This window comes from Burkholderia sp. AW33-5 (assembly GCF_053427615.1).
In genome coordinates, this window is sequence record NZ_JBSAXA010000019.1 from 110,135 (window position 1) to 125,367 (window position 15,233).

Annotated in this window: 13 protein-coding genes; 3 read left to right on the forward strand and 10 right to left on the reverse strand. The window is 67.0% G+C overall.

The features are described 5' to 3' along the window. Nucleotides 1–11: 11 nt before the first annotated feature. On the reverse strand, nt 12–404 hold the full coding sequence (locus tag ACV22V_RS25175; RefSeq protein ID WP_415877892.1) for a phospholipase D-like domain-containing protein: 393 nt from the start codon (nt 402–404) through the stop codon (nt 12–14). A 218-nt stretch (nt 405–622) separates the two neighbouring features. After that, entirely contained in the window at nt 623–3,247 is a 2,625-nt protein-coding gene (gene alaS / locus ACV22V_RS25180) for an alanine--tRNA ligase (protein ID WP_448015814.1), read from the reverse strand. 239 nt (nt 3,248–3,486) lie between these two features. On the opposite strand from alaS, the gene ACV22V_RS25185 reads away from it, so the two are divergent. Continuing rightward, on the forward strand, nt 3,487–4,707 hold the full coding sequence (locus ACV22V_RS25185) for a CaiB/BaiF CoA transferase family protein (RefSeq protein ID WP_448015815.1): 1,221 nt from the start codon (nt 3,487–3,489) through the stop codon (nt 4,705–4,707). Nucleotides 4,708–4,813: 106 nt separating this feature from the next. On the opposite strand, the gene ACV22V_RS25190 is transcribed toward ACV22V_RS25185, so the two are convergent. Both ACV22V_RS25190 and ACV22V_RS25195 read right to left on the reverse strand, forming a co-directional pair. Further along, nucleotides 4,814–5,362: an RBBP9/YdeN family alpha/beta hydrolase gene (locus ACV22V_RS25190; RefSeq protein WP_448015816.1), complete on the reverse strand. Its 549-nt coding sequence runs from the start codon at nt 5,360–5,362 to the stop codon at nt 4,814–4,816. Nucleotides 5,363–5,531: 169 nt separating this feature from the next. After that, on the reverse strand, nt 5,532–5,741 hold the full coding sequence (locus tag ACV22V_RS25195; RefSeq protein ID WP_006497729.1) for an ornithine acetyltransferase: 210 nt from the start codon (nt 5,739–5,741) through the stop codon (nt 5,532–5,534). Between the two features lie 252 nt (nt 5,742–5,993). On the opposite strand from ACV22V_RS25195, the gene ACV22V_RS25200 reads away from it, so the two are divergent. Next, nucleotides 5,994–7,703 carry a glutamine--tRNA ligase/YqeY domain fusion protein gene (locus tag ACV22V_RS25200; RefSeq protein ID WP_448015817.1) on the forward strand — a complete coding sequence of 570 codons (1,710 nt, stop codon included), beginning with the start codon at nt 5,994–5,996 and terminating at the stop codon, nt 7,701–7,703. Between the two features lie 119 nt (nt 7,704–7,822). Here ACV22V_RS25200 and ACV22V_RS25205 read toward each other — a convergent pair whose 3' ends face one another. The 3 genes from ACV22V_RS25205 to ACV22V_RS25215 all read right to left on the reverse strand — a co-directional run bounded on the left by ACV22V_RS25205 (nt 7,823) and on the right by ACV22V_RS25215 (nt 10,144). Beyond that, the gene (locus ACV22V_RS25205; RefSeq protein ID WP_448015818.1) at nt 7,823–8,293 is read right to left on the reverse strand and encodes an NUDIX hydrolase; all 471 of its coding nucleotides are present in this window, start codon (nt 8,291–8,293) and stop codon (nt 7,823–7,825) included. A gap of 11 nt (nt 8,294–8,304) precedes the next feature. Beyond that, entirely contained in the window at nt 8,305–8,691 is a 387-nt protein-coding gene (locus ACV22V_RS25210) for a hypothetical protein (protein ID WP_059524065.1), read from the reverse strand. A gap of 112 nt (nt 8,692–8,803) precedes the next feature. Further along, nucleotides 8,804–10,144, reverse strand: a complete 1,341-nt coding sequence (locus ACV22V_RS25215) for a cytochrome-c peroxidase (protein ID WP_448015819.1) — start codon at nt 10,142–10,144, stop codon at nt 8,804–8,806. A gap of 222 nt (nt 10,145–10,366) precedes the next feature. On the opposite strand from ACV22V_RS25215, the gene ACV22V_RS25220 reads away from it, so the two are divergent. Further along, nucleotides 10,367–11,953 carry an acid phosphatase gene (locus ACV22V_RS25220; protein ID WP_059524061.1) on the forward strand — a complete coding sequence of 529 codons (1,587 nt, stop codon included), beginning with the start codon at nt 10,367–10,369 and terminating at the stop codon, nt 11,951–11,953. A 105-nt stretch (nt 11,954–12,058) separates the two neighbouring features. Here the strand turns inward: ACV22V_RS25220 and ACV22V_RS25225 are convergent, their stop codons facing one another. From ACV22V_RS25225 to ACV22V_RS25235, 3 genes are read right to left on the reverse strand one after another with little or no spacing between them, the layout of a single operon-like run. Continuing rightward, nucleotides 12,059–13,549: an alginate export family protein gene (locus ACV22V_RS25225; RefSeq protein ID WP_448015820.1), complete on the reverse strand. Its 1,491-nt coding sequence runs from the start codon at nt 13,547–13,549 to the stop codon at nt 12,059–12,061. Continuing rightward, nucleotides 13,546–14,244 carry a YoaK family protein gene (locus ACV22V_RS25230; protein ID WP_448015821.1) on the reverse strand — a complete coding sequence of 233 codons (699 nt, stop codon included), beginning with the start codon at nt 14,242–14,244 and terminating at the stop codon, nt 13,546–13,548. The genes ACV22V_RS25225 and ACV22V_RS25230 overlap by 4 nt, the downstream gene beginning before the upstream one ends. Continuing rightward, nucleotides 14,241–15,155, reverse strand: coding sequence for a VOC family protein (locus tag ACV22V_RS25235; RefSeq protein ID WP_059697828.1), 915 nt, complete (start codon nt 15,153–15,155; stop codon nt 14,241–14,243). The genes ACV22V_RS25230 and ACV22V_RS25235 overlap by 4 nt, the downstream gene beginning before the upstream one ends. Nucleotides 15,156–15,233 lie beyond the last annotated feature (78 nt).

A 15,233-nucleotide genomic window follows, 5' to 3' on the forward strand; every position in this document is an offset into this window, starting at 1 on the left:
GATGGCCTCGATCACACAGTCGTGGAAGCGTTGGTTGACGACGGTACATCGATCTGAGCGTGCAACACCGTCTCGGCACGGCGATCGATGAACGGCAAAATGAACCCTTGCAAATTCTCGGTGCCAGCTTTTTGGATATCGCGATTGTCTTTCATTCGCCCCTCCCAAATATCAAAAACCACCGGCACCCGATCTCGGTCGCCACTACCTGAAGTAGCCCCTCCAGAAAGCAACGAAAACACGCGTCCGCGAAGCTTCGAAGCCCACTCGTGTCCCGTCGCCGCGATGTTGATCTCGCTGTCGACGGACATACTGCGCTGATTCATGTTCGCACTGCCCACCGTGACGAAGACATCATCGATAAGCATCAGCTTCGAGTGAATGTAAATTTCGCGGTAGGCCATCTGGTGATTCACCACGCCACTGGTCCGCAAGCGGGCGATGCTGACTGAGGCTGCCCCCCTCCTGTCAAGAATTGCAAACATTAAGCGACAACTGCCCAAGCGCCGTAAACGCAAAACGACCCGACCGGCACAACGTGCCGATCGGGTCGTTTTTGATGCGAAGCGATGTGTGATGCGGCGAGGTTAGTGCGACCGCACCGCGTCATCAACCATACCGATCAAAGACGCTCTTCGATCCAGCCCTTGACGCCTGCCAGCGCGCCCGGCAGGTTCGCCGGTTCCGTGCCGCCTGCCTGCGCCATGTCCGGACGGCCACCGCCCTTGCCGCCCACCTGCTGCGCGACGAAGTTCACGAGTTCGCCGGCCTTGACCTTCTTGCTCGCGTCCGGCGTGACGCCCGCGATCAGGCTGACCTTGCCGCCTTCGACGGCCGCCAGCACGATCGCCGCGCTCTTCAGCTTGTCCTTCAGCTTGTCGACCGTCTCGCGCAGCGTCTTCGCGTCGGCGCCGTCGAGCGTCGCGGCCAACACGAACACGCCGCCGATTTCGACGGCCTGCTGCGCGAGTTCGTCGCCCTGGCTCGACGCGAGCTTCGACTTCAGCGCGCCCAGTTCCTTCTCGAGCGACTTCACCTGGTCCTGCACCTGCGCGATACGCTGCGTGAGCTCCGACGGCTGCGCCTTCAGCGCGGCCGCGGCTTCGTTCACGCGGGCGTCGAGCTCCTGCACGTAGCGCACCGCGTTGTCGCCGGTGATCGCCTCGACGCGACGGATGCCGGCCGCGACGCCGCCCTCGACGACGATCTTGAAGAAGCCGATGTCGCCGGTGCGGTGCACGTGCGTGCCGCCGCACAGTTCGCGCGAGAAGCCGAGGTCGAGCACGCGCACTTCGTCGCCGTATTTTTCGCCGAACAGCGCCATCGCGCCGCCCTTCACCGCTTCGTCGTACGGCATCACGCGCACGATGCCCGGCGCGTTCGCGAGGATTTCGTCGTTGACGATCTGCTCGACGCGACGGATTTCGTCGTCGGTCATCGGCGCGTTGTGCGCGAAGTCGAAGCGGGTTTTCTCCGCGTCGACGAGCGAACCCTTCTGTTGCACGTGCGAGCCAAGCACTTCGCGCAGCGCCTTGTGCATCAGGTGAGTGGCCGAGTGGTTGCGCTGCGTGCGCGCGCGGCGGTGCGCGTCGATTTCCGCGCGCAGCACGTCGCCGATCTTCAGCGTGCCCTGTTCGAGCGTGCCGTGATGGCCGATCACGTCGGCCTGCACCTTCAGCGTGTCGGCCACCGCGAAGCGCGTCGCGGCGTTCGCGAGCACGCCCTGGTCGCCGACCTGGCCGCCCGATTCCGCGTAGAACGGCGTGTGGTCGAGCACGACGACCGCATCCTGGCCGTGCTTCACTTCGTTGACGGCCGAACCGTCGACGTACAGCGCGACGACCTTCGCGTCGTCGAACGCGATTTCCTCGTAGCCGTGGAACGTGGTCTTCGCGCCCGAGTATTCGAGGCCCTGCGTGGCCTTGAACTTGCCGGCCGCGCGCGCCTGCTCGCGCTGGCGCGCCATCGCGTCGTCGAATGCCGGCTCGTCGACCGTCATCCCGCGCTCGCGGCACACGTCGGCCGTGAGGTCGAGCGGGAAGCCGTAGGTGTCGTGCAGCTTGAACGCGAGTTCGCCGTCGAGCACCTTGCCGCCCTTCGCCTCGACCTCCGCCAGCGCGGCCTCGAGGATCGACATCCCGTGCTCGATCGTCTCGAAGAAGCGCTCTTCCTCCTGGCGCAGCACGTCCGTCACGCGCTGTTCGGCTTCCTTCAGTTCCGGATACGCGGCGCCCATCTCGGCGACGAGGTCGGCGACCAGCTTGTGGAAGAACGAGCCCTTGCGGCCGAGCTTGTAGCCATGGCGGATCGCGCGGCGCACGATGCGGCGCAGCACGTAGCCGCGGCCTTCGTTGCCGGGAATCACGCCGTCGACGATCAGGAACGAGCACGCACGGATGTGATCGGCGATCACCTTCAGCGAGTTGTTGTTCAGGTCGCTGATCTCGGTCACGCGCGCGGCGGCCTTGATCAGGTTCTGGAACAGGTCGATCTCGTAGTTGCTGTGCACGTGCTGCAGCACCGCGGCGAGACGCTCGAGGCCCATGCCGGTGTCGACCGACTGCTTCGGCAGGCGCGTCATGTTGCCCTGCGCGTCGCGGTTGAACTGCATGAACACGAGGTTCCAGATCTCGATGTAGCGGTCGCCGTCTTCTTCAGGCGACCCCGGCGGGCCGCCCCACACGTCCGGGCCGTGGTCGTAGAAGATTTCCGTGCACGGGCCGCACGGGCCGGTGTCGCCCATCGTCCAGAAGTTGTCCGACGCGTAGCGCGCGCCCTTGTTGTCGCCGATGCGGATGATCCGCTCGGTCGGCACGCCGACTTCCTTCGCCCAGATGTCGTACGCTTCGTCGTCTTCCTGGTAGACGGTGACCCACAGCTTTTCCTTCGGCAGCTGGTAGACCGTGGTCAGCAGCTCCCACGCGAACTTGATTGCGTCGTGCTTGAAGTAGTCGCCGAACGAGAAGTTGCCGAGCATCTCGAAGAACGTGTGGTGGCGCGCCGTGTAGCCGACGTTCTCGAGGTCGTTGTGCTTGCCGCCCGCGCGCACGCTGCGCTGCGCCGTGGTGGCGCGCGAGTACGGACGCGGGTCCGTGCCGAGGAACACGTCCTTGAACTGGACCATGCCCGAGTTCGTGAACATCAGCGTGGGGTCGTTACCGGGCACGAGGCTCGACGAGCGGACGATCGTGTGGCCCTTCGATTCGAAGAATTTGAGAAATTTCTCGCGGATTTCGGCAGCTTTCATGGCGTGCGGGGAATGTCTGGCTGAGACGGCTTCAAACGCCGGCCGTCCTCGCGGACGCACGGCGGGCAAATATCGTAAACGGTCGATTATACGATACAGATCGGCGCCCCAGACGGCAGCGGCCCGGCGCGGCGGACGACCGGCCTGGGCCACCCATGCGGCCGATTCGCCTTAAGATGCTCGGCATGCCAATCCGCCTTGCCCCGGCCGGGCGAGCCATGAAAGGAGACGATTCGACGATGGGTGCCCTGAGCCATATCCGCGTGCTTGACCTGACCCGCGTGCTCGCGGGCCCGTGGTGCGCGCAGACGCTCGCCGACTTCGGCGCGGACGTGATCAAGGTCGAGCGCCCCGGCGCGGGCGACGACACGCGCCACTGGGGGCCGCCGTACCTGAAGGACGCGAACGGCGACGATACGGCGGAGGCCGCGTATTACCTCGCGGCGAACCGCAACAAGCGCTCGGTGACGGTCGACATCGCGACGCCGGAAGGCCAGCAGATCGTGCGCGAGCTCGCCGCGCAGAGCGACGTCGTGCTCGAGAACTACAAGGTCGGGCAGTTGAAGAAGTACGGGCTCGATTACGAAGCGCTGCGCGCGGTGAAGCCCGATCTCGTCTACTGCTCGGTCACGGGCTTCGGCCAGACGGGCCCGTACGCGCACCGCGCGGGCTACGACTTCATCGTCCAGGGAATCGGCGGTTTCATGAGCATCACCGGCGAGCGCGACAGCGAGCCGGGCGGCGGCCCGCAGAAGGCCGGCGTCGCGATCGCCGATCTCGCGACGGGCCTCTACTCGACGATCGCGGTGCTCGCCGCGCTCGCGCACCGCGACCGCACGGGCGAAGGCCAGTACATCGACATGGCGCTGCTCGACGTGCAGGTCGCGCTGCTCGCGAACATGAACACCAACTTCCTCGCGAGCGGCAAGCCGCCGGTGCGCTGGGGCAACGCGCATCCGAACATCGTGCCGTACCAGACGTTCCAGACGCGCGACGGCTGGATCATCGTCGCGGTCGGCAACGACGGGCAGTTCCGCAAGTTCGTCGAGGCCGGCGGCCGGCCCGAGCTGGCCGACGACGAACGGTTCGCGACCAACCCGTCGCGCGTGCGCCATCGCGACACGCTGGTGCCGATCCTTGCGGAGATGGTGAAGACGCGCGGCAAGGCCGACTGGATCGGCGCGCTCGAGGCGGCCGGCGTGCCGTGCGGGCCGATCAACGAACTCGACGAGGTGTTCGACAACGAGCAGGTGGTCGCGCGCGGGATGCAGGTGTCGCTGCCGCACCCGTGCGGCGCGGACGTGAAGCTCGTGCGCAATCCGATCCGGATGAGCGCGACGCCGCCCGACGCGCGTACCGCCCCGCCGCTGCTCGGCGCGCAGACGGAAGACGTACTGCGCGACATGCTCGGCTACGACGAGGCGCGCATTGCGGCGCTGAAGGCGAAGCAGGCGATCTGAACCGACCCGGACGAGCGCGCCGCGGCGCCTCCGGGTGCACGCCGCGGCGTGCCCGGGCGCCGGCGGACGCTGACGGATCGATGGACCGACGGTTAGCGGTTAGCTGCTAGCGCGCAAGCGCATCGAGCCAGCCTCGCGCGTCGGGCCAGTCGCCGAGTCCGCTGTCTGCGTTGATGTGGCCGCGCGGGCCGAGGTCATGGAAAGTGCTGCCCCACGCGTGCGCGCAGCCGCGCGCGAACGCGATCGAGCCGTACGGATCGTCGCTGCTTGCCACCACGCAGGTCGGAAACGGCAGCCGCTCTTGCGGCACCGGCCCGAAACCGTGCGCGTCGGCCGGAAACGCCGGCCCGGCCGGATCGGGCAACGCGACGAGCAACGCGCCGCGCACCTTCGCGAGCGCGGCCGGCCGCGCGTAGCGGGTCGCCCACCACGCGGTGGTCAACGTGCCGAGGCTGTGCGCGGCGATCGTCACGGGGCCCGGTGCGGCCTCGACCGCGCGGTCGAGCGCGAGACACCAGCCGTTGCGGAACGCACGGTCCCAGTCGGGCATCGCGACGCGCACGAAACGCGCGTCGGCGCGCTCCCAGCGGCTTTGCCAGTGGAGCGGACCGGAGTTGCCGTAGCCCGGCAGCACGAAAACGAGAGAATCGCTCATGGAGGGTTCGTCGACGAATGAAGTCGTTATGTGATGTCGACGAAGTGTCGCACACCCGCTCCTCCCTGATGCTGCCTGTCGAATCGCGGAATGGATGTGCGGAGCAGGAACGGGCCGTGATGCGGCAACGCCGTCACGACCAGCCGGCGCTCACGCGCGCCGGCTTCGATCAGCGCACGCCGGCGCCGACCAGGCCGCCTGCCGCGGCGCCGGCAACCGTGCCGACCGGGCCGCCCGTGATCAGGTAGCCGAGCGCGCCGCCCGCGGCCGCGCCGATACCGGCGTTACGTTGCGTATGCGTCATCGCGCATGCGCCGAGTTGCGACAGGGCCGCGACGATTACCGCGGTACGAACGAGAAAAGTGGTCTTCTTCATCATGATTGTTGGTGTCCTCCCGCCAGCAAAAAATACGAATGGCGGCATTGAATCGGTAAAGCCATCATAGGAAACGCCGAATGCGCCGGGCAATCCGATTTACGTCGTGTTACAGCCGACACACAATCGAGATATTGCGGTTCCGCACCGCGAACCGGCCCGCCCGGTGGCGCACCCGCGCGGGACGGACCCCGGTCAGGTAGAATTACGGGATTAAACCGGCGCGACGCGCCGACACAACCTGACGCCAACCGCATGAGCACCGAACGCAACGACGCCCCCGCGGCTTCCAACTTCATCCGCAACATCATCGACGACGACAACCGCACCGGCAAATGGGGCGGCCGCGTCGAGACGCGCTTTCCGCCCGAGCCGAACGGCTATCTGCACATCGGCCATGCCAAGAGCATCTGCCTGAACTTCAGCGTCGCGCGCGACTACGGCGGCGTGTGCCACCTGCGCTTCGACGACACGAACCCGGAAAAGGAAAGCGTCGAATACGTCGACTCGATCGTCGACGCGGTCCGCTGGCTCGGCTTCGACTGGCGCAAGGACGCGGTCGATCACCAGTATTTCGCGAGCGATTACTACGACAAGCTGTACGAATTCGCCGAGTTGCTGATCCAGCGCGGCAAGGCATACGTCGACAGCCAGAGCGCCGAGGAAATGCGCGCGAACCGCGGCTCGCTGACCGAAGGCGGCAAGCCGTCGCCGTACCGCGACCGTTCGCCCGAGGAAAACCTCGACCTGTTCCGCCGGATGAAGGCCGGCGAGTTCAAGGAAGGCGAGCACGTGCTGCGCGCGAAGATCGACATGGCTTCGCCGAACATGAACATGCGCGACCCGGTGATCTACCGGATCCGCTACGCGCACCACTACCGCACCGGCGACGCCTGGTGCGTGTATCCGATGTACGACTACACGCACTGCATCTCGGATGCGCTCGAAGGCATTACGCACTCGCTGTGCACGCTCGAGTTCGAGGATCACCGCCCGCTGTACGACTGGGTGCTGAACGAACTCGCGGACGCCGGCATGTTCGCGCGTCCGCTGCCGCAACAGATCGAATTCTCGCGCCTGAACCTCACGTACGCGATCACCAGCAAGCGCAAGCTGCTGCAGCTCGTCACGGAAGGCCACGTCGAAGGCTGGGACGACCCGCGCATGCCGACGATCGTCGGGATCCGCCGCCGCGGCTTCACGCCGGAAAGCATCCACCTGTTCTGCGAGCGGATCGGCGTGACGAAGGTCGATTCGTGGATCGACATGAGCGTGTTCGAAGGCGCGCTGCGCGACGACCTCGACGACAAGGCGCCGCGCTCGGTCGCCGTGCTCGATCCGCTGAAGCTCGTGATCGACAACTACCCGGAAGACCTCGAGGAAGCGTGCACGGCCCCCGTGCATCCGCATCACCCGGAGCGCGGCGTGCGCACGTTCCCGATCTCGCGCGAGCTGTGGATCGAACGCGAGGACTTCGTCGAGAACCCGCCGAAGGGCTATTTCCGTCTGTTCCCGGGCAACAAGGTGCGCCTGCGCTACGGCTACGTGATCGAGTGCACGGGCTTCGACAAGGACGCCGACGGCAACGTGACGGCCGTGCACTGCAACTACTTCCCGGACAGCAAGTCGGGCACCGAAGGCGCGAACAACTACAAGGTCAAGGGCAACATCCACTGGGTCAGCGTGAAGCATGCGCAGGCGGCCGAAGTGCGGATCTACGACCGGCTGTTCAAGGAGCCGCATCCGGACGCGGGCGGCGCGAACTTCCTCGAAGCGCTGAACCCGGACTCGAAGAAGGTCACGCAGGCCTATGTCGAACCGGGCGCCGGCGACGTCGCACCGGAAACGCGCCTCCAGTTCGAGCGTCACGGCTATTTCGTCGCCGACCGCGTCGATTCGAAACCGGGCAAGCCCGTGTTCAACCGGATCGTCGGGCTGCGCGACAGCTGGGGCAAGCCGGCCTGACGGCGTGCTCCATGCGCGGCGCGCGGCACCGAGCCGGCGTCGCGCGACGATAAAAAAACCGGCCTTCGGGCCGGTTTTTTATTGCATGCGCGGGATCGTCGGGATCGAAGCGGCTGTGCTCACGCCCCCGCCAGCCGCCGGTGCAGATCCGCGAGCGACAGCGTCGTGCGAAACAGCCGCGCGAGGCTGCGGCTCGCATACGTGTCGACGTCGCCGGGCGCGGTCCAGCGATATGCGTCCATCTCGGGAATCGGCGAGCCGTCGCGACGGCTCGGGAACAGCGACGTGCACGTGCAGTGTGCGGGATCGATTTCGTCGTCCGCGACCCGCACCGCGAACAGGTGCAGGTCCTTGTCGTGACGGTATGCGAAGCGGCCCAGGTCGAGCAGCCGCGCCGCCGCGAGTTCGATGCCGGTTTCCTCGCGCAGCTCCCGCAGCGCCGCGTCGGCCGGCGATTCGCCGGGCTCGCCCTGCCCCTTCGGAATATCCCAGTGCGTGGTGTCCGTCGCGTGCGCGAGGAACACGCGGCCGGCCCCGTCGAGAATCACGACGCCGCACGAAACCGTGCGCGGCGCGCCGCTGCGCTTCATTGCTCGCGCGCTCAGCGCTTCTGCAGCTGCCACTTGCCCGCGGCGGTCTTGCAATAGACGGGCTTGAGCGTCATCGTCTGGCCCTTCGCGGAAATGTCGGTGGCGATTTCGCGGCAGGTCTTGCCGTCGTTCTCGGACGTCGACGGCGTCAGCTTCGCGTCGATCTGGGTGCCGCGACCGCTGCTCTGCCACGTCGTGGTCTCGCCGTCCTTGCCTTCGTCGCGCGCCTGCACGACGGCCTTGGCCAGCGACGCGCGGTCGGCCTTGCTGAAGTAGGCCAGCGGCGTGTCGTTCAGGAAGCCGAGGTTGCTTTGCGCGTGGGCGGGCAGCATCGCGGCTGCGCACGCGGCGCCGGCCAGCACGCGCGTGACGACGGAAAGGGATGCACGCATCGACATGTGTTGTTCTCCTTGGATGTTCGATCGAACGGCGTGGCGCACGGCCGGCACACCGGCACGCGCCACGCCCGTCAGCCAGCGAGCATAGCATGCGTGCCGCAAGGGCCGCGTTCTAGCGCGCGGCCGACGTGGCCGCCGGTTGATATCCGTCGGTCAGCGTGTTCAGGAACGCGATCACGTCCTTGATCTCGGCCGCGTTCAGCGCTGGGGCGTCGCCGCGCTTGCGGTCGAACGGCGGCTCGCGGTTGATGTTCGGCCAGTAGCGCTTCGGCAGGTCGTCGTACACCTGCACCTTGCCGTGCACGACCGGATAGAACTTCTCCGGATGGATGTCGCGCTCGGCGTAGAAGCGCATCACGTCCTCGAGCGAGTGGTATACGCCATTGTGGAAGAACGTCTTGCGCAACGCGACGTTGCGCAGCGACGGTGTCCGGAACAGCCCGCAGAATTCGTCGCGGCCCTTCAGGTCGGTGCGCTCGGGGCCGCACGCGCCGAGATCGTGGAAGCGCGGATCGCGATTGACCGGCAGCGCGCGGTTGCGCGGCACCGCGATCGCGATCAGACCGAAATCGCTGAACTGCGGCGGCCCGCCTTCGAGCGTGCGCTGGCTCACGTGACAGCTCGCGCAGTTGCCCTTCTTCTCGTCGTTGAACAGTTGCAGCCCGTGCAATTCGGCAGGCGTGAGCTGCGCGTGGCCGGCCAGATACGCGTCGTACTTGCTCGTGTACGGATCGAACAATGCCGGCTGCTGCTGGAATGCGTCGAGCGCACGCAGCACCGCACCGAAAGTCGCCTGATCGTCGCCGAGGACCCGATCGCCGAACGCCTTGCGGAACGCGTCGGCATAGGGCGCGGCACGCACCGCCTGCGCGACCCGCGCCGGCGAGCTGCTCATCTCGAATGGCGACGTGAGGGGAATGCGCGCCTGCGCATCGCGCGTGTCGACGCGACCGTCCCAGGTCAATCCGCCGGTCGGGCCTGCGTCGATGCTTTCGTCGCCTTCGTCGGGCGAATCGTGGAAGTGCTCGGTGAACGGCGGAATGCCGCGCACGTATTTCAGCGACGGCACCGCGCGAAAACCCATGCGATGCATGTCGTCGCCGCCGAGTTGCACCGACAGCGCGTTCGGCGGGCCGAACGCGTGCTCGACGCTATGACACGACGCGCACGCGAGCTTGCCTGAGCCGGACAGCGACGGATCGAAGAACAACTGCTTGCCGAGCGCCGTCATCTGCTTCACGCCCTCGAATACCTGCGCGCGCGTCTGCGGCTGGCTGGCCGGCGCGACCGCCGGAGCGGCTTGCGCCGCCGACACGACGGAGACCGCCTGCGCGTTCGCGCCGGGCCGCGCATCGCAACCGGCGAGCGGCGCGAGCCCGCCCATCAGCGCGAGCGTCGCCGCGGCTGGGATCAACGATCGCGCGAACGCGAGGGATTTCAGAAGGCTGTGCATCGTCGTTCTTCTTGTAGCGGTGGGCAATCGGCCGGAGCTTATGTCAGTTCCGTGACCGGTGCATGACGTTCGACCGACAGTCAATTGAAAGCGCCCCTACACCCGGCTGTCAAACGGGTTCCAGATAATGCGCGCAGCCGGTCGGTGCCCCGTGGCCCCTGCTCCGGCCTGATGCCACCCGGTTCCCACACGCGACAAACGACGAATGAGAGAGAACATCGCATGAAGAAGCACGCCTGGATTCGCTACACGCCGATCGCCCTCGCGGCCGCGCTCAGCCTGACCGCCTGCGGCGGCGACGACGTCACGCAGCAAGGCCTGTCGGCCGTGAAGAACGTCGTCGTGATCTACGCGGAAAACCGCAGCTTCGACAACCTCTACGGCAACTTCCCGGGCGCGAACGGTCTGCAGAACGCAACGGCAGCGAACTCGGTGCAGAAGGATCGCGACGGCTCGACGATGGCGACGCTGCCGAAGATCTGGGGTGGTCTGACCGCAACCGGCATCACGCCCGCGGTCACCGAAGCGATGACGGCGAACCTGCCGAACGCCCCGTTCGCGATCGACGATCCCAACGGCTTCAACCAGTCGATGAGCATCGCGACGCGCGACATCGTGCACCGCTTCTACCAGGACCAGATGCAGATCGACGGCGGCAAGAACGACATGTATGCCGCATGGACCGATGCGGGCGGTCTGACGATGGGCCACTACACGCCGGATCCGTCGAAGCTGCCGTTGTGGAAGATCGCGCAGCAATACGTGCTCGCCGACAACTTCTTCATGGGCGCATTCGGCGGCTCGTTCCTGAACCATCAGTACCTGATCTGCGCGTGCGCGCCGTTCTACGCGAACGCCGACAAGAGCCCGGCGGCCGGCAAGATCGCAGTCCTGAACGCCGACGGCAAGTCGCTGGCGGTCGCCGCGAACTCGCCGGCATCCGCGCTGAGCGGCCCGCCGAAGTTCGTCAACGACGGCGCACTGACGCCGGACTTCTACGGTGTCAACACGATGCAGCCGGCGTACCAGCCGAGCGGCAACAAGGCCGCGACGGGCGGCGACCCGCTGCTCGCCGACCCGGCCAATCCCTCGACGATGCCGCCGCAGACGGCGACCAACATCGGCGACCTGATGACCAATGCCAACGTGTCGTGGGCATGGTATAGCGGCGCATGGGGCCAGGCACTGCAGGCGAGCCAGAATGGCACGTCGAACGTGATCTACGGCGCCGACCTCTCGACGCCGAACTTCCAGCCGCACCATCAGCCGTTCAACTACTACGCGAACCAGGCGCCGGGCACCGCGAGCCGCGCGCAGCACCTGCTCGACGGCGGTGCGAACGGCGCGGAATTCATCAAGGCGATCGACGCGGGCACGCTGCCGCAAGTCACGTTCTACAAGCCGCAGGGCAATCTGAACGAGCACCCGGGGTATACGGACGTCACCTCCGGCGATCAGCACATCGCGGACGTGATCGCGCACCTGCAGGCCAGCCCGCAGTGGAAGAACATGGTCGTGGTCGTTACGTACGACGAAAACGGCGGCTTCTGGGATCACGCCGCACCGCCGAGCGGCGATCGCTGGGGCCCGGGCACCCGCATTCCGGCGCTGATCGTGTCGCCGTTCGCGAAGAAGGGTTTCGTGGACCATACGCAATACGACACGGGTTCGATCCTGCGCTTCATCACGCGTCGCTTCTCGCTGCCGCGCCTCGCGGGCCTGCAGCAGCGCGACGACGCGCTGAAGGCGAACGGCGCGCAGCCGATGGGCGACCTGACGAACGCGCTCGCGCTGTCGCCGAACCTGTAACGGCATCGCGGCGAACGGGGCCGGCCGCGCTGCCGGCCCGGACGAACGAAGGGCGGCCCCGCGGGCCGCCCTTTTTGTTACGCGCGCGGTTGCCGCGCGGCCGCGTCACCAACCGTACTTCAGCTCGACGCCGGCGTAGTCCGCGTTGTGCCCGCCCGCCTGCCGGATCGCGTCGCCGACCTGGAAGTGCACGGCCTCGACCGAACCGATCAGGTTCGCGGCGATCGTCCAGTCCGCGCGCAACTGCACGTACATCCCCGTCCACAGGCCGCCCTTGCCTGCCGTGCCGGGCACCGCGACGTTCGGCTGCTGATAGACGGCGTCGCCGGTCGTCTCACGCCACTGGAAGCCGAGCGCACCGAGCAGCGACAGGTTCGGCGACGGCTTCAGCGTCACCGACGGCTTCACGTGGATCAGGTTCGAATAGCCCGTATAGCCGGCCAGCGTGAAGTAATAGCCGTTCGGAAACAGCGGATTGAAGGTGCCGACGCGGCCGTCGTGCGGATGCCGGTCGCCCGATGCCGCATCGAACTGCAGCGCGATGCGCGGCGACCACGGCGCATCGAGCTTGTAGCCGGCGATCGAGCCGACGGCCCACGCACCGATCGTGTCGTTACCGACCGTCCCCGTCTGCAGCATCGTCTCGAAATCCCAGTCGAAGCGGCCCTGCGTGCCCGTGTAGCGCAGGTCCCACACGTCGCGATGCTCGGGGCCGCTCGCATCGAGAAAACGCGCGTTGCTGCGGTTGTAGCGCGACCAGTAGCCCGACAGATCGCCCGGCCCGACCGACTGCCGCTCGAAGCGCACGCCGCTGAACGTGAGGCCGCGGTTCGACACGTCGTCGAACGCGGACACCGTGCGGTTCTGCACGGGCTGCGTCGCATACGCGATGAAGCGCCACTTTTGGTATTCGTAGTCGGCCCATACGGCATCGAACGCCTGCCGCACGTTCGGACCGTCGCGCGTGGCGATGAAGCGCTGCAAGTCGAACGCCATTTCCTGCCGGCCGACGCGAAACTTGAACGTGCCGCCGCCGAGCGCGCCCGTGTAGGTCGCGAATGCCTGTTCGAGATCGAGCGGATTCCTGTCGACCGGCGAGATCGTGTTCTTGCCGAATGCGCGGTCGTCCTGCAACTGCACGAAGAACTGCCAGTGCCGGCCCAGATGCGCATCGGCATGCACTTCGACGCGCTGGATCAGGTAGGTGTCCGATTGCGCGGAGCCGATGCCGAACAGCGGCGCGTCGTTGGTCTCCAGCCGCTCGCGCAGGTTCACGCCGAGCGATAGATAGGATGCCGGATCATTACCGAGCGGAATGTATTTGAGCCCGTCGAGCGGCGCGCGCGGCACGCACGGATTCGCCAGCACCGACCAGTCTTCCTGCCAGCGGTTGAACAGCACCGTCGGCCGCTTCGCCGTGCAGGTCGAGGCGGTTGCGTCACCGGATGTCGATGTCGACGTGGATGTCGCCGCCGATTCCGCGAACGCCGCGTCGGCGCCCGCGAGCAGCAGGCCCGCGACGATCGACACGCGCGCGGCCCGCTCGAAGCGGCGGCCGTGGCGCCTCCCTTGTCTCCCCCGCGCCCGCTCGATCATGCGCGCTCCTGCGTGGCGGGTCCGGCCGCTTGCGCCGCACACAGTGCAAGCATCGCAAGCGCGCCGACGGGCACGAGCAGCGCCAGGAATCCGACATGGCGGAACCCGAGCGCACCGCCCGCCGCGCCGAGCGCAAACGCGACGATCGCCGGCAGCATCTTGCCGAAGCGCGCCCGTGCCGCCGCGCGCGCGGCGTCGGACGTGCCGGCCGACAGCAGGTCGACGACGTCGAGGATCGCTTGCGTCACGTTGCCCGTCATCACCGTATTCGGCACGCCGCCCGCGCGCGAAATCACGCGCGGATGCGCGTTCTGGACGCCCATCGCGAACGTGCCGACGATGCCGGCCACGAGCGCCGGCAAGGCGTCCGGCTGCGTGACGGGCGTCGCCCACACGCCGGCCTCGCAGAAGCCGAGCAGCAGCACGGCCTGCACCGTGTGCAGCGCGCGCGCACCTTGCCACGCGGGTCGCCCGGACATCGACCGCGCGATCAGGCTCGCCGCGATCACGCCGCACACGAACGCGGGAAACACGCTGAGCTTCAGCACGACACCCTGGCCGAAGCCCGCGATGCCCGCGCCGATCAGCACGAAGTTGCCGGTCACGTGTGCGGTGAACAGCCCGAACAGCGCGACGAAGCTCAGCGTGTCGACGAAGCCGGCCACCGCGGCAAGAATCGTGTCTTCGTGCTTCATCGCGCCACGCTCGCATGAATCTCGGCGACATAGCCGCCCGGGAACTGCACGAGTGCGGCGTCGCGCCCATCCGCCGCGAACGGCGGCACGAGCACGGTCGCGCCCGCGGCTTCGGCCTTCTTCAGCGTCGCGGCGAGATCGGGCACTTCGTAGCCGGTCATCTCGCGCCCGAACGGGTAAGGCAGATGGCCGTCGGTCACGAGCACGGTCATCTTGCCGAAGCCCGACTCGATGCGGATGCGGCGATACGTGTCGTTCGGCCGGCCGATCTCGATGCCCGGCGCGTTCAGGTTGTCCGACACCACCTTGCCCTTCGAGAACTTGACGAAGTCGTGCACGAACTTGCGTACGCTTTGCGACGACACGTAGACGCGGTTTTCGGGGATCGTCTGCAGCGCGTCGTAGTTCGGCGCCTGCGTGTGCCAGTAGAGCTGCATCTTCACACCACCCGCCCATGCAATGACCGCATCGCGGCCGATGGGATCCGGGAACGTGTCGACGATCACGTCGGCGCCATGCTCGCGCGCCGACTTCACGGCGACGTCCATGTCCGTGACGAGATAGCCGGTGCGCTCCGCGCAGAACGGATACGGGATCGGTGTCTTGAAGCCGAACACCGAGATCGTGCCGACGGGCGTCAACACGAGCTGCGACATCGTCTGGCTCGGTGTCGGCGTGACCTGGAACACGCCCTGCTTCGACTTGCTACCGCCGAATGTCGCGACGAAGCTGTCGGTGAAGCGGTCGAAGTCTTCCGGTGCCACGCACACGTGCGTCGTATCGTACTGCGAACCGACGGCCACCGTGGGCGCGACGGCGGGCGGCACGGGAGGTTTCGCGAACGCGGCAGGCGCGGCGACGAGGCCGCTGGCAATCGCAAGCGCCAGCAACGCGGAACGAAGAAAGTTCATAACGGAGGTCCTTGTTGTTTCATCAAATGGTGCAGCGGCTCGGGCGATCCCGGTCACTCTCGGCCCGTCGCCGGCCGC